We start from the raw sequence: 19,973 nt of genomic DNA on the forward strand, positions 1-19,973 counted from the left end.
GAAAGACCATTGAAGTTACGTTGTTATCACAGCGATTGGATAAGTGAATGGAACAAATTCTATATAAAAAGTTTCCCTGTTCTAAATACACAATGACCAAATAGCGGTTCTCAACAGTATTTCTTGTATTGCTAGACAAATATGCGTTTTGTGCTAATATCTATTTGTTTTCTTCTATTAGTCCATTCGGGTGTATGCTATATTTATACCTGTAAACAGATATCACTAATTGTCAACGGTTACAAAGATGTCAGTGAAGGCATCGACGGTCTCATGCTTATCTGATTGCATAAGCCGACAAATCCTCACTTGTTGAGGGACTTATTGTTTATAACTGTTTGAGGTTGAGGCTGATCAAAGTAGTTTATAAGCCTGATTTCGGAATTCGCGCGGTGAATAGCCTATAATTTTCCGGAATATCCGTGAGAAATAATTGGCGTCATAAATTCCTACAGAGGCAGATATATCACTTATAGACAGCGTTTCGTCTTTCAAATATTCAACCGCACGGATGATGCGCAAGCGGTTTAGATATTCTACTGGGGGAAGACCGGTTGCTGATTTAAATATAGCTCGAAAATAACCAGGACTAATGTTATGTTCTTGGGCGTAATCAGAAAAGTCGATTTGTTCAGTGAGGTTATCCTCAATAAACTTTTGAGCTGCAGCAATGATATCGTTACGAGGGCTTTCTCGTTCAGGTAAAATGGCAAATTGACGCATTCGTGCCCGGGATATGATGATGAGAATCAAGTTTAAGTAATCCTGCTTGACCTGCTCAAAAGCAAAGCCTTGTTCTGTCTGTTCGCCAAGCATAATTTCCATCATCTTTTGAACCCGATCAGCCTCGTTTATTGAAAGATGTATGATGTTTTGCCGGTTTAAGTCAGCAGGAGAAATGAGATTGTCGCTCTCCGGTTCCGCTAGGTTGTTAATCAATCCACCAAATTGGTCCACCCACCAATCAGCAATTTTTTCAGGATAAAACTGACAGTTGTACATACTAACTGGAGTTTCAATGGAGTAGGTATGTTCCTGATGTGGTGGAATAAGAAACACATCTCCTGGAATCAATGGCATTGTAATATTTTTAAATTGATGGAGACAGGAACCTTTCGTAATCAATACAAATTCTTGAAAATCATGACGATGTAATGGAACAGATTCGAGGGTATGGAACACTTCCAAGGCAATGGCACTCTTATCAGTACTTTTAAAAGGAAAATATGGAATCATAGGTGACCACCTTTTTATGTTACTGGTTGATACAAATAATTATAAATGATTTAATGGAGGAACATAAGATGTAATTTATTTTTATGTATGGTGTCACCGGTACAATTGGGTTATTACGTACTAATGGTTATATAACCTTTGTGAAAAGAGAGGATTTCACTAAATTTTTTTAAAGTTTTGGTTAAACGCTTTCTTAAGCTATTTAGATAGTGAAAAATAGTATGTAAATAAGTAATTCTGGAGGTTTAATTATGATCTGGCTGATTTTTGGCTCGTTTATGTTGTACACCGTTTTTGTTATGTGGTTCTCATGGTACAAAACAAAAGGTACAGACTTGAATAGTTCTGATGGGTACTTTTTAGGTGGTAGAAGTTTAACAGGAATTGTTATAGCAAGTTCCCTAATTTTAACCAACTTATCGACTGAACAAATTGTTGGCTTGAATGGTCAGGCTTATGGGGAAACTGCAGCCGTTATGGCTTGGGAAGTAACGGCACCGCTAGCATTAATCTTTATGGCTCTTATTTTTTTGCCAAGGTATTTAAAGACAGGGATTACGACGATTCCAGATTTCTTGGAGCAACGATTTGATTTAAGAACAAGACAAATTGTGTCTATGCTTTTCCTAGCAGGATACGCGACTGTGTTTCTTCCGACAGTGCTTTACTCGGGTTCATTAGTTATTGACGGTATCTTTGGTTTGACAACGCTTACGAATTTAAGTACATTCCAAATCGTGTTGTTTATCTCAATAGCCATTGGTCTCATTAGTTGTGGATATGTCATTCTTGGGGGCTTAAGAGCAACCGCTTACAGTGATACAATCAACGGAATTGGCTTAATTATCGGTGGATTGACGATCCCGGTCCTTGCTTTATTAGTAATAGGAAGCGGTAATTTCTTTGACGGAGTAAGTGAATTAATTGAGTCCAATCCGACAAAGTTAAATGCTGTAGGAAATCATGAATCATCAGTGCCATGGAGTATTTTGATTACAGGGATGTTATTTAATAATCTATTTTACTGGTGTACAAATCAATCAATTATCCAACGTTCACTAGCAGCAAGAAATTTAGCAGAAGGTCAAAAGGGTGTTTTATTCGCAGGTATTTTCAAAATTTTCGGTTTAACGTTTTTAGTATTACCAGGAATTATTGCTTATTACCTTTACGGTGATGGACTTTCAAATGCAGATACAGCTTATCCGACATTAATTACAGATGTTATGCCAGTTGTCATATCAGGATTTTTAGCAGCTGTATTATTTGGTGCAATCCTTAGCTCTTTTAACAATGTTATTACAAGTTCCATCACGTTATTTTCATTAGATATTTTTAAGCCTATTTTCAAACCGCAAGCAAGGGATAGAGAACTTGTTAAAGTCGGTCGGATCTTTGCAGCTTGTTTAGCTACAGTTGCTGTATGTATTGCACCATTAATTATTTATGCTCCTAGTGGTTTATTCTACTATTTAAATGAGATGAATGGTTTTTATAGTTTACCAATTTTAGCGATGATCGTAGTTGGGTTCTTTACCAAACGAGTACCAGCCTTAGCTGCGAAAGTAGTGGTAGTCACTCATATCTTCTTTTATGGAATAAGTAAACTCATCATTCCTGATGTAAACTTCTTATATGTGTTGGCTGTCTTATTTCCGATTAATGTCTTAACGATGCTAATTATTGGTAGATGGAAACCTAGAGAAGTAGCTTATGTGATGCGTGATTCTCAAGTAGTAGATGTTACTCCATGGAAGCATGTTAAGTGGTTCTCGGGTTTAATTGTTGTTCTTATGATTAGTGTCTATGCTTTATTTTCGCCAATTGGTATTGCTGCTGCAGAGGAAGGGTACTATTCTCCTTGGTCCGTAGTATTCCTAGGACTTACGATAATGTTTATTGCAATCGTTGTTTGGTTCTGGCGTGATACAAATCGTAAGCTAGAGGAGCGCTTTGAAAATGAAGAGACTAACAATTTAAACTATGAATATTTGAAAAGGAAGGGATCTTAAATTATGAGTAAAGTTACAGTTGGAATTATAGGAGCAGGTCGAATTGGGCAATTACATGCTGATAACATTTTTCAATCCAATGGCTTAGAATTGAAGACGATTGCAGATGTGTTTACTGATCATCTAACAGGAACACATTATGAGAAAAACAGTTCCGTTATTACGAATGATCCAGAAGTTATTTTTTCAGACTCAGTGATTGATGCGGTATTTATTTGCTCATCTACTGATACACATGCTGATTTTATCAAAAGAGCTGCAAGAGCAGGAAAGCATATCTTTTGTGAAAAACCTATAAGTTTCGATATTGAAGAAACAAAAGAAGCGCTTGAAGTAGTGAAAGAATGCGGTGTGAAATTGCAAGTAGGCTTTAACAGAAGGTTTGACAAACATTTCAAAAAGGTACGCGATGTGGTAAGTGAAGGAAAAGTGGGCAATCCTCACTTAATTAAAATAAGTTCAAGGGATCCGCAAGCACCGCCAGAAGAGTATGTGAAGCGTTCAGGTGGAATGTTTATGGATATGACGATTCATGATTTTGATATGGTTCGTTACTTAAGTGGAAGTGAAGTCGAAGATGTGACAGTAAAAGCTGCGAATCTAGTAGATCCAATGTTTGGACGTCATGGTGATGTCGACACGGCTATTATCACACTGACATTTAAAAATGGAGCAATTGCTGTTATTGATAACAGTCGCCAAGCGGTCTATGGGTATGACCAACGTATTGAAGTATTTGGTGATAAAGGGGCTGTAGCGGCTGAGAATGAAGCACAGTCAACGATTCAACTTTCCACAAAGGATGGAGTGTATCTCGATAATCCGAAACATTTCTTCCTTGACCGTTATAAAGAAGCCTACATCATTGAAATTGAAGAATTTGCTAATGCGATTATTGAAGGTAAGGAAGTTAGTTGTTCAGGAGAAGATGGCTATCAAGCTGAACTGTTAGCGCTTGCTGCATCGATTTCTTGGAAAGAGAAGCGTTCTGTATCGTTGGAGGAGCTAGTTACCATCGACGTATAATCTAATCTATCAAACTAAGAATATTATCTAAAAAGGAGAGAGTCTAATGAAAATTGCATTTAACCAAGCTACTACACTTGAATCGTCTACACTTTATGATGACCTACGTTATTGTGAGGAGAACGGATACGACTTTATCGAAATCAGAATTGATAAGCTAAAGGAATATTTAATCGATCATACAGTTGAAGAATTGAAACAGTTCTTTCAGCAATCCCATATTAAGCCGTTATCGTTTAATGCTATTGAATTCTTTACCTTTCAACCTGATACGACGTTTAATTTAATGAAAGAAGACGTTCGTTTAGTGGAAGCGGTAGGGAAAGAGATTGGTTGTGATTTGGTCGTAGTGGTTCCAACTTTTGATATTGGTGATGTCACTTGGAGTAAGATTAAAGAAGAGACAAAAACACGTCTCCATGAGTTTCTAACGTTAACGGAAGCATCTGATTTCCGATTTGCCGTAGAGTTTGTTGGGTATCCGCATTGTTCGATTAATACACTTGATGGTGCCTATGAAATCGTAAAAGAAGTAAATAACAAACGAGTTGGGCTCGTTGTTGATTGTTTCCATCTGTATGCGATGAATTCCAACATTGCATTATTAAATGAAATAACAAAAGAACATATTTTCTTATTCCATATTGATGATGCGGAAGATATTCCTGCGGGTGTCATTCGTGACCACCAAAGAGTATGGCCAGGGGACGGTGTCATTGACCTAGATCGTATTATTAAATTAGTTCAAGCTACAGGGTTTGATGGACCTGCATCAATCGAGTTATTCAGACCTGAATATTGGGAACTGGAGCCGGAAGAATGCATTAGGGTAGGGAAATCGAAAACGGAATTGGTATTAAAAACATTACAAATTGAAGTGAAAAATTGAATTTAGTGGAATAAAATAACCATCCAAAAAGTTAAGCGCTTATCAAGAGCTAGTTGCATAATGCAAACTAATATCCGGAAAGCTATGACGTATAATTCACTCCTTTATTCGCATAATAGGAAAGAAGGAGTGATACTTATGGCAAAACGTAATGGCAAAACAAATGCTGATCAAAAAAATAAACAGGGATTTGACTCAAGTAAAACCGATTCAGAGTTCTCTAAAGAGCCGGGCAGTGCAGCAGCCAATCGAGCGCATAAAGAAAAAGCTAAAAAAATGAAATCATCTAAAAATCAAGGAGAATGGAAAGGGATGAATTAATTTTTTTAGCGTCTAATGGGAAGGGGAAGGGAAACTCCTCCCAATATTATGAGGCCACTGAAAAAGGTGTTCTCCCTTTTTCAGTGGCCTAAATATTTTATGGATGTGTCTCAAAGGTTTTGACCCTGGAACACACCCAAATACTTCACAAAACACCATCTCTTTAATGATAAACCCTGAAATCTCCAAAATTAATGTTTAAACTCATGCTGTCCAATCACAACGGTTGTTTCTCTTGTATCTAGCCAACGATTTGTAGCAATGTCAGGATTGTAGAAAAATAAGGAATCTTCGGTTATATTTCTCATATCTGATAATGCGGCATCAACGGCCTCGATAGACTCCACATCAGCTGGTTGATCGATCTGACCATTCATTACAGGTTCAAATTGTCCAGGCTCATAAATGACTTCTTTTATCGTATCGGGAAATTGTGGACTTTCTAGTCTGTTTAAGACTACATCCGCTACTGCCACTTTTCCTTCGAAAGGTTCTGTCTGCGCTTCGGCTCTTACGATTCTAGCAAGTAGATCTAGTTCTTTTTCTGAGAGATTTTCAACGGGATCCGTGCTTGTTTCGTTACTTGATTTGGAAGTGTGTTTCTCTTTATGTAAATGAATGTGTTGACCTACATATATTAGGTCAATATTTGTAATTTGTGGATTTGCTTTTGATAACTCTTCTAATATTAATCCATTCTCCTTTGCAATTTTCTTCATTGTGTCACCTTTTTGAACGGTGTAAGCAAAAGTAGTCTCAGTAACAAATAGAGCTGCTAGTAGAGTTAGTAGAAAAAACAGTTTCCTCATAAAGATTGCGTCCTCCTAGTACATATTGTTTTTTGAAAGCTTGTCTAACACTCTTATCCCTATGAGAGAAGACAAAAGAATAGTATTACAATATGTTTACATAGAGATTACAATGGCGCTAAGATTTTTGAATAGTATGTTAACCAAGAAAAAAAAGCGGTTGACATTTAGTGTGTGTGAATGTAAACTTTTCTAAAAATATGGTTAACATTACCATGGGAGGGATGCACAATCTATGAAGGGTAATAGACCACTACAAGTCAGGGTTCAAGTCATTACAGGAATGAAAGTAGCTCCCTTCCTTATTCGATTAGCAAGTCCTCTAGGTTATGCATTTAATTCAAAGGCTGAGTCGTATGGGGGATAAAATCTTCAGTATAAGAATGAGAGCGGCAAAGGGAGGACCTCATGAAAAAGGTGGAAAGCACATTTCCGGTGGAGAGATTCTAGCAAACTATGAAGACATTCAAAAAGCAGTGAATGATTTGGTAGAAAAGGCGCTTACGCATTCTAGAGGAAATCCAGATTTTATGCAAATTCAATTTGAAGAAGTTCAAATGCCTGTTCACTTTTTAGCACCCTTGTCGATCACAGTCAATCACGTTTTAAGTGTAAGGGAGGGGCATCAACTGGCCATACAGCTGCTAAGAAAATGTGGTGTACCCGACCCAACCATTGAAAAAGCATACGAACTCATCGGACAGCCGAGAAATGTTGGGATGAGAGGAGCAATGCTCTTACACGTTCAGTCGGGTGAACGTGTTGACAATAGAGGAGAAAAAGGAGTGCGTGTTTCTCGGATGGATTGGGATGCGGCCAACTTTGATAAATGGGCGATAAGACAGGAAATGCCGAGGAGTGCAAGGGTCAAGGAAGCTATTACACTAGCAACCAAAGTCGCTAGTCACCCAGAAATCGTTGCTGAATTATGTTGGTCAGATGATCCTGATTACATTACCGGATATGTGGCAAGTGGAAAAATAGGCTACCAGCGAATTTCAAAGCTAAAAGAATATGGCGATGAAAGAGGCTTTCGAATTTTTTTTGTGAAAGATGCTCTGAACCTAGATAGCTATATACATTATCTTGAAAAAGAGCCCACACTACTTTATTGGGAGGAAGATGATGACACACGAATTAATTGAAAAAAGTAAAAAGCATTTATGGTTACCTTTCACACAAATGAAGGATTATGATCTAGATCCTCTCATCATAGAAAGTGGAAATGGCATCAAGGTGAAAGACATTTATGGTAAGGAATATTATGATGGGTTTTCATCTGTGTGGCTAAATGTCCACGGCCATCGAAAAAAAGAATTGGATCAAGCGATCAAAGATCAGCTAGAAAAAATTGCTCATTCAACATTATTAGGAATGACCAATGTACCAGCGACAGAACTTGCTGAAAGATTAGTTGATTTAACACCGGATGATCTCACTCGCGTTTTCTATTCGGATAGTGGTGCCGAAGCAATGGAGATCGCACTGAAAATGGCCTTTCAATATTGGAAAAACATAGGTAAGCCCCAAAAACAAAAATTTGTATCAATGCAAGAAGGCTATCATGGCGATACGATCGGGGCGGTAAGTGTTGGCGCGATTGAGTTATTTCATCATGTCTACGGCGCTTTAATGTTTGAAAGTTATAAAGCACCCATTCCGAATGTATATCGATCAGAAAGCGGAGATCCAGACCAAAGTAGAGATGAATGCTTGCAAAAACTTGAAGAACTTTTAAAGGAACATCACGAGGAAATTGCTGCCCTTTCAATTGAATCTATGGTACAAGGGGCTGCCGGAATGATTGTCATGCCAAGTGGCTTTCTACAAGGGGTGCGCGCTCTATGTACAAAGTATGATGTATTAATGATTGTAGATGAAGTCGCGACTGGCTTTGGTCGAACAGGTAAAATGTTCGCTTGTGAGCATGACGGTGTTCAACCTGATTTAATGGCTGCCGGAAAAGGCATAACCGGAGGGTATCTACCTATTGCAGTCACATTTACGACAGAAAAAATATATGAAGCATTTTACGATGACTATGAAAATTTAAAAACGTTTTTTCATGGTCACTCCTATACTGGAAATCAATTAGGGTGTGCTGTTGCTTTAGAGAATTTACGCCTCTTTGAATCAGAACGCATTGTTGAAACCGTTCAAAGGAAATCAGAACACTTGAAGGAAATCCTATCAGACCTATATTCATTGCCTCATGTTGGGGATATTAGACAGTTAGGATTCATGTGCGGCATTGAGCTCGTACAAGACAAATTAAAGAAAACACCTTACCTATTTGAGCAAAGAATTGGTTATAAAGTTTCCTTAAAGATGAGAGAGCTCGGGATGCTCACAAGACCTCTTGGAAATGTCATTGTATTTATGCCTCCACTTGCCAGTACTAAGAGTGAGCTAGAATCAATGGTGAGCATTATAAAGGAGGCGATCGAAAGCGTTTGCGAAGAGGAGGGGGCTGCTTTTGAGCGCAGTGTTTGATTCTTGGTTATCAGAAAGAATCACCACAATAAAAGAGCGTGACTTGTACCGTGAGTTAAGAATTATGAATAGTGGTCCTAAGCCAATGGTTGACATGAACGGGCTAAAAAAGTTGATTTTTTCTTCCAATAACTATTTAGCTCTAGCAAGTGATCAGCGACTAATTGATGCGGCAAGGTCAACGGCCAAAGAATTTGGGATTGGTAGCAGTGGATCAAGATTAACAACTGGTAACAGTTGCTGGCATGAAAAGTTGGAAGAAAGAATTGCTAGCTTCAAGCAAACAGAGGCATCGTTGCTTTTTTCTAATGGGTATCTTGCAAATATAGGTGTTTTGTCAACCTTACCTACAAGTGGAGATATCATCTTGAGCGATGAGTTAAATCACGCTAGCATCATCGATGGGTGTCGTCTTTCAAAAGCTAGAACACTTGTATACAAGCATGTTGATTTACAAGATCTCGAAAACAAACTAAAAGAAACAAAACCATTTACTAGACGGTTTATCGTTACAGATGGTGTATTCAGTATGGATGGAACGATTGCGCCATTAGATCAAATCATAGCTCTAGCAAAAGCGTACGATGCTTACGTGATTGTCGATGATGCACACGGTACAGGGATCTTAGGTGAAAATGGAAGAGGGATAAGTGAGTATTTTGGAGTTAAGCCCGATGTGATGATAGGGACCTTGAGTAAAGCTGTTGGAACAGAGGGAGGGTTTGTCGCTGGATCTTCTCTATTAAAAGAGTTTTTAATCAATCAAGCACGAACATTCATTTTCCAAACCGCAATCCCGCCTAGTGTGTGTGCTGCTTCTTTTGAGGCTATTAACATTATTGAAGAAGAGTCTAGAAGAAGAGAGGCATTAATGGAAAAAGTGATGTTGATTCGAAATAGACTGATAGCATTAGGGTATCACGTGAAAGGGAATAAAACACCGATTATTCCTGTCATTATTGGAGAAGCAAAAAAGGCTGTATCGGTTGCCAATAAGTTACAAGAACACGATATCTTTGCCCCAGCCATCCGCCCTCCAACGGTAAAGGAGGGAGAATCTCGTATCCGTTTAACGGTAACCGCAGAGCATTCCAATGACGATATCGATCGATTAATCAAGGCTTTCGAAACGATACGCAACGAACCAGAGGTGATGAAGTGAAGGGAATTTTTATAACAGGGACGGATACAGATGTCGGGAAAACCGTTATTTCGAGTGGGATCGCCGGAATGCTAAGAGATCAAGGTGTAAATGTTGGTGTGTTCAAACCTATGTTAAGTGGAATCAAGAGAGACGATCCAGAAAGTGATACATTTTGGCTGAAAAAAATGGCAAAGACTTCACTCACCCTTGAGGAAATTACTCCATTTCAATTCAAACAACCATTGGCCCCAGCGGTTGCACAAGAGCTAGAAGGAACGAACATCACGCTGGAAGATATTTTAAAGCATTGGGAAACCATTCGAGAAAAACATGATTATTTCATTGTGGAAGGAGCTGGCGGGATTTCCGTTCCATTAGGAAAGGATTTTTTAGTCAGTGATGTAATCAAAGCACTTAACTTCCCGGTACTAATTGTCGCCCGACCGAATCTCGGGACGATTAATCATACGTTTTTGACGGTGGAATACGCCAAAAAATTAGGCTTAACGATTGCCGGAATTGTTATAAATGGAACGAGTGAACATGGAGGTCTTGCAGAGGAATCGAGTCCTAAAAAAATAGAAGAAATGTGTGCAGTCCCCATTTTAGGAATCATTCCAAAAATACCATCTATAACTGATGTGACCGTTAAACGGTTAATTAAAGATCACATAAATGTAGATCAACTGGAGGGATTGTTATGATGCAATGGATGGAACTATCAAACAAAGTACTAGAGGGGCAGGAGCTAACAAATGACGAGGCTATGTCCATATTAGAATGTCCGGATGAAGAAGTGTTGCTGCTAATGCATGCTGCTTATCAAATTCGCAAGCATTATTACGGAAATAAAGTGAAGTTGAATATGATTATGAATGCAAAGTCTGGGTTATGTCCTGAGAACTGTGGATATTGCTCTCAATCTTCTATTTCGAATGCACCAATTGATTCGTATCGGTTTGTAAATAAGGAGACAATTCTTACCGGTGCTAAAAGAGCGTTTGAGCAAAATGTAGGTACGTATTGCATCGTTGCAAGCGGCAGAGGGCCTTCTAATAAAGAAGTTGATCAAGTAGTGGAAGCGGTAAAAGAAATTAAGGACAGCTATGGATTAAAGGTATGTGCCTGTTTAGGGATCTTAAAGCCAGAGCAGGCGGTTCGTTTAAAAGAAGCTGGTGTCGATCGCTATAATCACAACTTAAATACTTCAGAAAGTCATCATGATCAAATTACAACGTCACATACGTACGATGACCGCGTCAATACTGTTGAAATTGCAAAGGAGTCCGGGCTGTCTCCTTGCTCTGGAGTCATCGTTGGGATGAAGGAATCGAAACAAGATGTCGTTGATATTGCAAATAGCTTGAAGGCACTTGATGCTGATTCGATTCCAGTTAACTTTTTACATGCTATTGATGGGACCCCGTTAGAGGGAGTGAATGAATTACATCCACTTTACTGTTTAAAAGTCCTTGCTCTGTTCCGTTTTGTGAATCCAACAAAAGAAATTAGGATTTCTGGAGGGAGAGAAGTTAACCTTCGTTCGTTACAGCCATTAGGTTTGTATGCGGCCAATTCAATCTTTGTAGGCGATTACTTAACAACAGCAGGACAGGAAGAATCCGAGGATCATAAAATGCTTAAAGATTTAGGCTTTGAAGTAGAGAGTGTTGAAGAAATGAGAGCTAGTTTAACGACAGAAAAATTATAGAAAAAGTAAAAGAGAGATGCACATCTAAACGCATCTCTTCTTTAGGAGGTGCTCTAATGATGAATCAACAAACAAAGATCAGAACGTCGGACTTTGTCCAAGATCCGTATTCTTTTTATGATAATATTCGCTTAACTAATCCTATCTACAAGGGCAATTTCTTCCGTTATCATGGTTGGTATGTGACGGGATATGAAGAAGCGAACCTTATTTTAAAGGATATTCGTTTTCAAAATCGTATTCCACTTCCAGAAACAACGAAGAAATACGAAGTGTTAAAAAATGTACAAAAGCAGATGATGCTTTATAAAAACCAACCAGATCACAATCGGTTACGAAAGATTGTGAGCGAGCGTTTTACTCCTAGAGCTTTGGAGCAATTAATTCCTATTATAAAAGAAACAGCGAATGGTCTCTTTTGCCATGTAGCAAATCAAAAAAGGATGAATGTCATATCTGACTTTGCTTTTCCGTTGGCAAGCCTTGTCATTGCTAACATGTTAGGAGTACCGAAACAGGAAAAGGATCAATTCCGCCAATGGGCGTTAACCTTAATCGAAACCATTGATCACACTCGTTCGAAGGAATCTCTAGCTAAAGGGAATGACACTATTTTAGAAATGGTTACTTACTTTCAACACTTGATAAATAAGCGAAAACAAGACCCACAAGATGATCTAATAAGTTTACTCATATCAGATAGTCAAAATAGAGAACCATTAACAGATGCCGAAATCGTCTCAACTTGTATCCTGCTTGTCATTGCAGGTCATGAAACAACGGTTAATTTAATTGCTAATTCCGTATATTGTTTCCTGACACACCCTACTCAATATGAAAAATTACAAGCTAACCCCTTGCTAGTAGATTCAGCAATTCAGGAGATTTTGCGCTATGAGAGCCCGACTCAAATGACAGCTCGAATCACTGCAGAAGATGTAACGATCAATCAAACTGAAATAAAAAAAGGAGATCATGTCTATCTATTAATTGGTGCAGCCAATCGAGACCCTAAACAATTCATCAATGCCAACTGCCTAGATATTACAAGAAATCCAAATCCCCACCTTTCATTTGGTTCCGGTATTCATTTTTGTCTCGGTGCCAGCCTCGCTAAAATAGAAGCACAAGTAGCTATTCAGACGATATTAGATCAAACACAAAAGATTAAATTTGAAACAGCTGAGATTGAATGGAGAAATCTTGTTGGATTTAGAGCTCTAAAAGAATTACCGATTATTTTTGAATAAAAGCATATCGTGGGGATGAAAAACAGCAAAGTAGGATATTAAAAAATAAAGGTGATTTATTACACTTATTTTTTTGACGTGATCTGGCAAAATGAGTGACGAGAATATTCTAAAATTCACACAACAAAATTATGTAAAGAGGCGATACAATGGTCGAAAAAATGTTTGGTTTAGAATTGTAGATTATGTCTTCTAAAGTTACAAGGTGTGTCAACTTGTAAGAATTAAAGGAAGTAGACTATCAAAATGTTTTGGGCATATCTTAGGTACAACTAGCAGGTAATATTCACTAGTTGTGCCTTTTTTCGTGCAGCATTTTCGATGTAACTTCAAAGCCGTTCGTATAAACAGGTTAAATCTGATACTAATTAACTATTATTTTTTAAAACATTCTAAATATTTATTAAAATTTGTTATATAATATGATACATAAATATATTCAGTGTAGAGGACAGTGATAGATTATTAGATAAAACCGACGGAGGTGCTTATGCTCAAGGGGCTGACAGTTACATTAATTTTCGCATTAGCAATCATTGTAAGCGGTTGCGGAACAAAGGCACAATATGAAGTTATCTTTAACGGTGAAACATTGAAGCAGGTGCAGGAACAGGAACATAGAGAGAACCTCGATAAGTATAAAATAGGGATCGTCTCGAAAATTCAGGGAATATCATATTTTTATGCTGTTGAAGAAGGAGTAATCGAAGCAGGGGAAGATTTAGGAGTGGAAGTGATCTTCAGGGGACCTAGTGATGCAACATGGGAATCGCAGAAAGATGTAATAGAAGAAATGATAGCAAAGGATGTGGATGTTCTTGCCATTGCTGCTAATGATCCCAGTAAATTAGGCTCTTCCTTACAAAAAGCAAGAGATCAGGGAATAAAAGTTATAACTTGGGATTCCGACACGGATCCTGAATTTAGAGAGTTTTATATCAATATGCTTGATCCAGAAATTTTAGGGCGCCATTTAATGGATTCCCTAGCTTTACGGACAGAAGAGATAGGAAATTATATCATTTTAACAGGATCCGCCACTTCTGCAAATTTAAATGATTGGATTGAGTGGATTCGTGTTCAAAATGAAGAATATTATCCAAACTTAAAATTGTTAGATATTATTCCAACGGATGAGGATCATCATAAAGCTTATACAGCTGCATTGCACGTGATAGAAGAGTACCCGAACTTAACAGGGATCATTGCAATATCAACAATTAATCCTCCGGCGGTTGCGGAAGCCTTAAAGTTTCTAAAGAAAGAAGGGGACATTGTTTTAATTGGAACAACAACCCCAAACTTAATCAGGGAATATGTAAAAGATGATACCGTTCATGTAAATACATTATGGAGCCCGCAAAAGCTGGGTTACTTGACTGTCAGTCTAGCAAAGGAGCTGTTAGACGGAACGTTACCTTACGATGGCCAAAACATTCCGAAGAACGGAAATATACGAGTGATTGAGGATACAGTAATTATGGGATTACCACTTGATTTTACGAAGGAAAACATAGATCAATATGATTTTTAAGAGGATTAAAAAGCTTAAATTTGTAAACTTCCGGCTGTCTAATAAACTCATAATCACGTATATTCTGCTGACAGTCATCCCAATGGCGATTTTAGGTTCCATTGCCTATTCCCAATACACGAAATCGATTGAGGAGCAATTAGGAGAATACATCCCAAAATTATTGAAGCAATCGAATGAAAATATTGAAAACAAATTTAAGGAACTGGCCACTTTGCCAGATTTAATTTATAACTCAGAAAGTGTAATGGCCATATTAAGGAAAGGTGAAACCACAAGTCTTTCAGAGTGGAATAGGGATCATTATATTGTTAGAAACTTCTTTTCAAGCACATTTTTAAGTAGTAATAACTCTGAAATATTAGGAGTATTTCTGACTTCAAATAACCAAGTGTTTGAAAATTCCCGTCTCAGATATGAAGGACATTATTTAGAAAACAGTTTTACTGATAATGAAGAAGTAGTTCTTTTTGTGGGAGATATGCAGGTGCTGCCTCCTTATCAAAGTGATTTAGTTTTTGAAGGGAATCCCCCTTTTTTTCTATTAAAGAAAAATATTATCGATTTTGATAATCGGAGAACAATAGGTACATTGTATATTGCTGTAGAGACTGCCTTTATTGAAAGGGTATTTTATAATCTGGATAACGAAGATAAAGCGGACATTTGGCTTATGAATCGCAATGGCCGAATCCTGTATCATACCGACTCGTCCAAAATCGGAACAACCTATCACGAAATTAATGATTATCCGATACTGAATGGAAGTTTTCATTCAAATGAATCAGGTGTAAGTACATTAATCAGTTTAGATGAAACAACAAATATGGACTGGATACTTGTTCACAGCATCCCGACTAAATTTTTAACGGAACGGGCAGATGTTGTTACTAATATCATTATAATCCTGTTTATTCTTCTCGTATTGGTAACAACGTTGATTTCCATTTATCTGGCTTTAACGGTTACAAGACCTATCAGTACGTTAGGACGGCTGATGAAAGATGTGGAGCAAGGTAATTTTCAGGTTGAAATCCCAATTCACTCCAAAGATGAAGTTGGATTGCTTGCACGGAGCTTCCGTTCCATGGTTACAAAAATAAGGGAACTCATCCGCATCAATTATCAAAATGAACTGAGACAAAAGAATGCGGAGTTTTATGCACTGCAGTCTCAAATTAATCCTCATTTTATGTACAATACGTTAGAGACAATCGGAATGGCCGTAGAGGAAGGTGACTCCGATATCGTCGTTGACATGGTAACCGTTCTTGGGAGGATGCTTCGTTTTTCACTCAGCAACAAAGATCAGCTCGTTCAAATTTCAAAAGAAGTATTGCATGTTCGTGATTACTTAAGTATCCAAAAGTTCAGGTTTGAAGACCAGCTTGATTTTCATATAGATGAGACTATAAATTGTGACGATTACTATACTCCAAAGTTTATTTTGCAGCCTATTGTTGAGAACTCGATTAAATACGGGTTTACAAAGCGAGGAAAACTTACGATCCATATCGATGTGATAAAGGAAGTTACCGGTAATGGAGAAGATGTTTTGTTTATCATCCGGGATAATGGTCCGGGAATTGACCGTAAAAAATTGACGGAAATATATGAACTGCTCGAATTGGAATCTGGTCCAATCGGAGAGCGTGACTCAGGATTTGGGATCAGCAATGTCCACGCTCGTGTTGAAACGATGTTTGGAAAAGAGTACGGTGTTCAAATTAATAGTGAGGAAGGTAAGGGAACAGAAGTTGTTATTCGGACTCCATTAATTCCTGGGACAGAAGTTTCAAAGTATATAAACAGTAGGGGGGTTTCTGAAAATGGCAGCAATTAAAACAATTATTGTTGATGATGAACCGCGGATTCGCAGAGGGATTGAGCGCCTTGTGAAATCTTTTGATGTTGACTGGGATATTGTCGGCACCTATTCAGACGGAAAAGAAGCGTATGACGCGATAATCAATAGCCATATAAAAGTGGACCTTCTCATTACGGATGTAAAAATGCCAGAAATGGATGGACTAACGTTAGTTAAAGAGTTAAGAAAATCCCATTCCTTTTTTGCCTTCTTCATCAGTGGCTTTGATGACTTCAAATACTTGCAAACAGCAATTCGCGAGGGGGCTGTTAATTATATTTTAAAGCCTATAAATCGAGAACAATTTGCTGTGGATTTACAAGAAGTTAAAGAAAAAATAATAGCAAAGAGAAAAGAACTGCAAAGCCTGAAAGAGGTTCAGGAAAGAGCATCAAAACTGACTTACACCACTCAGATTCAGTTATTAAGTGAGATGACCTGGCTTAATGATAAAGATGTTTCCTTCCTTAATTGGACTAAGGAATTTCCAACAGGCAAGTATAAACTTTCATATATCAGTATTGATCAGACTGTAACTGGGAGAAATGGAGAAGAGTCGAAGGAAGGTGAGATTTGGAGTTTTGCGATAGAAAACATATTAGAAGAGATGCTGATGAATGAATTTATTAATTATGGTACGAGAAAATGGTGGTGGAGAAACGGAAGAAATAACTTTTGGGTCTTATTGTTTGAACCGTACAAACTAGAGACGAATGAATTCTGTACTTTAACAGAACAATTTCTCGTGAAGGTGAAAGAAAATATTCGTCGCTTTACGATTCATACCGCTTCCATTTCGGAAAGTGGTGTGTTTCATGACATAACAGAATTGCCGAGCTATAAAAATCAATTACTATCTTTACTGCAGTACCGACTGATTCAGGGTGGGAATAGGCTTTTTAAATATGATTTAATCAATGAGATGCATGACCTGAAGCCAAAAGGGACAACTCCTGTGATCTATATGCGTACTCAGCAGATCTTGCATGGAATTGAAAAGTATGATGAGAAAAAAGTAGGTAAGGCTTTACAGACCTTTTTTGACGAGCTTGAGAATTTATCGTCCCCAAGGCTGGTAGAGGAAGCTTTACATTACTTATTTATTCAAATCGTCAATTTATGGATGGAGAATGACGGGTATTGGGAAGATCCTTATCTGCTGACGGAAGCGATGCAAATGACAAAACGGGCCTCCAGTCTTTCTCAGCTGAAAGACAAAACAAAAGACTGGATGATGAGTATAATGAAAAAAATCCAGATTTTAAGAGACGATCATCCGGACTCGATACAGCAGGCGAAAGATTGGATCCATGAGAATCTCGGAGACAATATTACGGTTAAAAAGATAGCCGACCATGTTTATATGAACCCAACTTATTTCTGCGAATACTTTAAAAAAATGACGGGAGTAACAGTACTGGATTACGTAACAAAAAAGCGCCTTGAAAAGGCAAAGAAGTTATTGGAATTGCCTGATATAAAGATTTATGATATTTCAAGTTTAGTAGGCTACCATGATCCTAAGTACTTTAGTAAGTTATTTAAGAAATGGCAAGGATATTCCCCTTCCGAATACCGGGAATCCTATTTTAAACGAACCTCAATTAAGTAGGTAAATAGGGTTATATAAAGAGAACGAGATGACACTTTTTGATAGTGTATCTCGTTTTTTATTGTTTCTCATACCTATAAGCTGCTGGTATTTTTGAAGAAGTTCTTTTCGCCTCAGTAACTCTTGGCATCCTCAGCTCTTTTTGAACTCCGTGAACAGCTTACTAATTCTTCCTATTAATTCAATGCCGAATATTCCCCCACTAACCTGAATTTTATCTCCTTCAATGGTCCTGCAATTACCTATATAGTACTAAGTATCAGCGATGCTTCGTTGGGATAGGAGGTGGGTGAAGATGATTAAACCAAAGTTAAGGACTGTAGTTTCAGAACTTTCTTCCGTGTTTGAAAATGTGGAAGAGGAAAAATGTAAGCATGTTGTTGAAGCGCTTGTAAGCTCTCCTAGTATTTTCGTAGCCGGAGTAGGACGTTCCGGTTTTATGATGGGAGCGTTCGCGATGAGACTGATGCATATGGGGTTGGATGCCCATGTAATTGGAAGCGCTACCACTATAGGCGCTAAGGAAGGTGACTTGCTGATATTGGGTACTGGATCTGGGGAAACAGAAAGCTTAAAGTCCTATTCTTCTAAAGCTAAGAAAATAGGGATGAAGATTATTACAGTTACTAGCTTTGAAGATTCCACATTAGGTAAAGTCGCTGACATTACAATAAGAATACCCTCTCCTACGCCGAAATCGAATAAGGAGAGTGCCATTACTTCCATTCAGCCCATGGGAACATTGTTTGAGCAGTCCCTGCTGATTTGTTTGGATTTGTTAGTGATGGAAGTTATGGAAGCGCTGTCTAAGACGGCTGCGGAAATGTTTGCGAAACACGCGAACTTAGAATAAGCCTTAACGGGCAGTTGTGATTTTTAACCAAATTACAGCTGAATTAAAATAACAAACTATCGAGGAGGGTAAATTATGAAGAAATTTGTTTTAGTTTTACTAGCTTTAGCTGTTACTTTTTTGATCGCAGCTTGTTCTGAAGAAACAACAGGGGGAGAAGGTACCACAAATGAAAGTTCTTCAAATGGTGCATCTGTTTCCAGTGACGTCTCTGACTTGTTTGATCCTGCAAACTACGTATCGGACAAAGATAAGTCAGAATGGACGATTGGTGTTGTAACAAAAGATAATACAGCAGCATGGTTCCAACGAATGGAAATTGGCGTTAATGAGTTTGGAGAAGAGATGGGGATTAATGTAATTCAAAGGGGACCTGCGAATGCTGACCCAGCTTCACAAGTACAGGTAATTGATGACCTGATTGCTCAAGGTGTGGATGCTATAGCTGTTGTTCCAATTGATCCAGGTGCTATTGAAGCATCGTTAGAAAATGCTTTATCTCAAGGAATCGTTGTTGTCACTCATGAAGCATCAAACCAGGTAAATACACTTTATGATGTGGAAGCCTTCACATCGGAAGACTTTGGTTCAACCATTATGGATGCTCTTGCAAGGGAAATGGGTGAGGAAGGCAAATATGCGATGATGGTGGGTTATACAACTAGTACAACTCACATGGAATATGCGAGTGCACAGAAAGACCGTCAATTGGAAGCGTATCCTAATATGGAGTTAATTAATGGCGGTCAGGTTCCTAGTGCAGAATCAGAAGAAAGTGTTAGTACTTCCTATGAAAGAGCAAAGGAGATCTTAAACGTTCATCCTGATTTGAAAGGGTTTACAGGTGTTGCTTCAACAGACAGCCCGGGGATTGCAAATGCACTAGAAGAATTAGGGTTAGCAGATAAAGTAGCGGTTGTGGGAGTAGGTACTCCAAATGAATTTTCTCCTTATATCAAGAGTGGAACAATTAACCGACTATTACTATGGGACCCTAAAGATGCAGGATATGCAATGGTAACGGTAGCGGCTAAGATTTTGGCTGGCGAAGAAATTTCTGAAGGTATGGATTTAGGAGTAACGGGCTATGAAAATATTCAGATTTTTGAAGGGGCGAACAAAACAATTATTGGGAACGCTCCACTAGATATTAGTGCTGACAATATTGATGATTTTGACTTCTAATCCATAGATCTGAATCTATGAAACTTAATAT

General features: G+C 38.1%; 18 protein-coding genes. 16 read left to right on the forward strand and 2 right to left on the reverse strand.

Features of this window, described 5'->3' with window-relative positions; translation table 11 throughout:
- Positions 1-354 precede the first annotated feature (354 nt).
- A complete protein-coding gene (locus AC1FXP_RS12625; protein ID WP_480061869.1) occupies positions 355-1,236 on the reverse strand; it encodes a helix-turn-helix domain-containing protein in 882 nt (293 codons plus the stop codon).
- 251 nt (positions 1,237-1,487) lie between these two features.
- On the opposite strand from AC1FXP_RS12625, the gene AC1FXP_RS12630 reads away from it, so the two are divergent.
- The 4 genes from AC1FXP_RS12630 to AC1FXP_RS12645 all read left to right on the forward strand — a co-directional run bounded on the left by AC1FXP_RS12630 (position 1,488) and on the right by AC1FXP_RS12645 (position 5,484).
- Positions 1,488-3,248, forward strand: a complete 1,761-nt coding sequence (locus tag AC1FXP_RS12630; protein ID WP_480061871.1) for a solute:sodium symporter family transporter — start codon at positions 1,488-1,490, stop codon at positions 3,246-3,248.
- A 3-nt stretch (positions 3,249-3,251) separates the two neighbouring features.
- Complete coding sequence (gene iolG, locus AC1FXP_RS12635) at positions 3,252-4,274, forward strand: inositol 2-dehydrogenase (protein WP_480061873.1); 1,023 nt, start codon at positions 3,252-3,254, stop codon at positions 4,272-4,274.
- Between the two features lie 46 nt (positions 4,275-4,320).
- The gene (locus AC1FXP_RS12640; protein WP_480061875.1) at positions 4,321-5,163 is read left to right on the forward strand and encodes a sugar phosphate isomerase/epimerase family protein; all 843 of its coding nucleotides are present in this window, start codon (positions 4,321-4,323) and stop codon (positions 5,161-5,163) included.
- 138 nt (positions 5,164-5,301) lie between these two features.
- Positions 5,302-5,484 carry a hypothetical protein gene (locus AC1FXP_RS12645; protein ID WP_332631397.1) on the forward strand — a complete coding sequence of 61 codons (183 nt, stop codon included), beginning with the start codon at positions 5,302-5,304 and terminating at the stop codon, positions 5,482-5,484.
- Positions 5,485-5,675: 191 nt separating this feature from the next.
- On the opposite strand, the gene AC1FXP_RS12650 is transcribed toward AC1FXP_RS12645, so the two are convergent.
- On the reverse strand, positions 5,676-6,293 hold the full coding sequence (locus AC1FXP_RS12650; protein ID WP_480061878.1) for a cell wall hydrolase: 618 nt from the start codon (positions 6,291-6,293) through the stop codon (positions 5,676-5,678).
- A 235-nt stretch (positions 6,294-6,528) separates the two neighbouring features.
- Here AC1FXP_RS12650 and AC1FXP_RS12655 point away from each other — a divergent pair, with 235 nt between their 5' ends.
- The 12 genes from AC1FXP_RS12655 (at position 6,529) to AC1FXP_RS12710 (ending at position 19,942) form a co-directional block, all read left to right on the forward strand.
- Positions 6,529-6,660 (forward strand): hypothetical protein, encoded by a 132-nt coding sequence (locus AC1FXP_RS12655; protein WP_480061880.1) that lies wholly within the window; start codon positions 6,529-6,531, stop codon positions 6,658-6,660.
- On the forward strand, positions 6,650-7,438 hold the full coding sequence (bioW, locus tag AC1FXP_RS12660; RefSeq protein ID WP_480061882.1) for a 6-carboxyhexanoate--CoA ligase: 789 nt from the start codon (positions 6,650-6,652) through the stop codon (positions 7,436-7,438). The genes AC1FXP_RS12655 and bioW overlap by 11 nt, the downstream gene beginning before the upstream one ends.
- A complete protein-coding gene (bioA, locus tag AC1FXP_RS12665; protein ID WP_480061884.1) occupies positions 7,419-8,786 on the forward strand; it encodes an adenosylmethionine--8-amino-7-oxononanoate transaminase in 1,368 nt (455 codons plus the stop codon). Before bioW ends, bioA begins: the two co-directional genes overlap by 20 nt.
- Positions 8,779-9,948 carry an 8-amino-7-oxononanoate synthase gene (gene bioF, locus AC1FXP_RS12670; protein ID WP_480062059.1) on the forward strand — a complete coding sequence of 390 codons (1,170 nt, stop codon included), beginning with the start codon at positions 8,779-8,781 and terminating at the stop codon, positions 9,946-9,948. Before bioA ends, bioF begins: the two co-directional genes overlap by 8 nt.
- Positions 9,945-10,634, forward strand: coding sequence for a dethiobiotin synthase (bioD, locus tag AC1FXP_RS12675; protein ID WP_480061886.1), 690 nt, complete (start codon positions 9,945-9,947; stop codon positions 10,632-10,634). The genes bioF and bioD overlap by 4 nt, the downstream gene beginning before the upstream one ends.
- Positions 10,631-11,641 carry a biotin synthase BioB gene (gene bioB, locus AC1FXP_RS12680; RefSeq protein WP_480061888.1) on the forward strand — a complete coding sequence of 337 codons (1,011 nt, stop codon included), beginning with the start codon at positions 10,631-10,633 and terminating at the stop codon, positions 11,639-11,641. Before bioD ends, bioB begins: the two co-directional genes overlap by 4 nt.
- 56 nt (positions 11,642-11,697) lie before the next feature.
- Positions 11,698-12,891 (forward strand): cytochrome P450, encoded by a 1,194-nt coding sequence (locus AC1FXP_RS12685; RefSeq protein ID WP_480061890.1) that lies wholly within the window; start codon positions 11,698-11,700, stop codon positions 12,889-12,891.
- A gap of 490 nt (positions 12,892-13,381) precedes the next feature.
- Positions 13,382-14,425 (forward strand): autoinducer 2 ABC transporter substrate-binding protein, encoded by a 1,044-nt coding sequence (locus AC1FXP_RS12690; RefSeq protein WP_480061892.1) that lies wholly within the window; start codon positions 13,382-13,384, stop codon positions 14,423-14,425.
- A gap of 82 nt (positions 14,426-14,507) precedes the next feature.
- On the forward strand, positions 14,508-16,268 hold the full coding sequence (locus tag AC1FXP_RS12695; RefSeq protein WP_480061894.1) for a sensor histidine kinase: 1,761 nt from the start codon (positions 14,508-14,510) through the stop codon (positions 16,266-16,268).
- Positions 16,255-17,904: a response regulator transcription factor gene (locus AC1FXP_RS12700; RefSeq protein WP_480061896.1), complete on the forward strand. Its 1,650-nt coding sequence runs from the start codon at positions 16,255-16,257 to the stop codon at positions 17,902-17,904. Before AC1FXP_RS12695 ends, AC1FXP_RS12700 begins: the two co-directional genes overlap by 14 nt.
- Before the next feature lie 295 nt (positions 17,905-18,199).
- Positions 18,200-18,757, forward strand: a complete 558-nt coding sequence (gene hxlB, locus AC1FXP_RS12705) for a 6-phospho-3-hexuloisomerase (protein WP_480061898.1) — start codon at positions 18,200-18,202, stop codon at positions 18,755-18,757.
- Positions 18,758-18,832: 75 nt separating this feature from the next.
- On the forward strand, positions 18,833-19,942 hold the full coding sequence (locus AC1FXP_RS12710; RefSeq protein WP_480061900.1) for a substrate-binding domain-containing protein: 1,110 nt from the start codon (positions 18,833-18,835) through the stop codon (positions 19,940-19,942).
- Positions 19,943-19,973 lie beyond the last annotated feature (31 nt).

The sequence above is a fragment of the Halalkalibacter sp. HAAS-P013 genome, from assembly GCF_056619925.1.

What these genes read in the sequence shown, in the direction of transcription:
- AC1FXP_RS12625 (WP_480061869.1), bottom strand. Translation starts at nt 1,236, where the DNA reads ATGATTCCATATTTTCCTTTTAAAAGTACTGATAAGAGTGCCATTGCC.
- AC1FXP_RS12630 (WP_480061871.1), top strand. Translation starts at nt 1,488, where the DNA reads ATGATCTGGCTGATTTTTGGCTCGTTTATGTTGTACACCGTTTTTGTT.
- iolG (WP_480061873.1), top strand. Translation starts at nt 3,252, where the DNA reads ATGAGTAAAGTTACAGTTGGAATTATAGGAGCAGGTCGAATTGGGCAA.
- AC1FXP_RS12640 (WP_480061875.1), top strand. Translation starts at nt 4,321, where the DNA reads ATGAAAATTGCATTTAACCAAGCTACTACACTTGAATCGTCTACACTT.
- AC1FXP_RS12645 (WP_332631397.1), top strand. Translation starts at nt 5,302, where the DNA reads ATGGCAAAACGTAATGGCAAAACAAATGCTGATCAAAAAAATAAACAG.
- AC1FXP_RS12650 (WP_480061878.1), bottom strand. Translation starts at nt 6,293, where the DNA reads ATGAGGAAACTGTTTTTTCTACTAACTCTACTAGCAGCTCTATTTGTT.
- AC1FXP_RS12655 (WP_480061880.1), top strand. Translation starts at nt 6,529, where the DNA reads ATGAAGGGTAATAGACCACTACAAGTCAGGGTTCAAGTCATTACAGGA.
- bioW (WP_480061882.1), top strand. Translation starts at nt 6,650, where the DNA reads ATGGGGGATAAAATCTTCAGTATAAGAATGAGAGCGGCAAAGGGAGGA.
- bioA (WP_480061884.1), top strand. Translation starts at nt 7,419, where the DNA reads ATGACACACGAATTAATTGAAAAAAGTAAAAAGCATTTATGGTTACCT.
- bioB (WP_480061888.1), top strand. Translation starts at nt 10,631, where the DNA reads ATGATGCAATGGATGGAACTATCAAACAAAGTACTAGAGGGGCAGGAG.
- AC1FXP_RS12685 (WP_480061890.1), top strand. Translation starts at nt 11,698, where the DNA reads ATGATGAATCAACAAACAAAGATCAGAACGTCGGACTTTGTCCAAGAT.
- AC1FXP_RS12690 (WP_480061892.1), top strand. Translation starts at nt 13,382, where the DNA reads ATGCTCAAGGGGCTGACAGTTACATTAATTTTCGCATTAGCAATCATT.
- AC1FXP_RS12695 (WP_480061894.1), top strand. Translation starts at nt 14,508, where the DNA reads ATGGCGATTTTAGGTTCCATTGCCTATTCCCAATACACGAAATCGATT.
- AC1FXP_RS12700 (WP_480061896.1), top strand. Translation starts at nt 16,255, where the DNA reads ATGGCAGCAATTAAAACAATTATTGTTGATGATGAACCGCGGATTCGC.
- hxlB (WP_480061898.1), top strand. Translation starts at nt 18,200, where the DNA reads ATGATTAAACCAAAGTTAAGGACTGTAGTTTCAGAACTTTCTTCCGTG.
- AC1FXP_RS12710 (WP_480061900.1), top strand. Translation starts at nt 18,833, where the DNA reads ATGAAGAAATTTGTTTTAGTTTTACTAGCTTTAGCTGTTACTTTTTTG.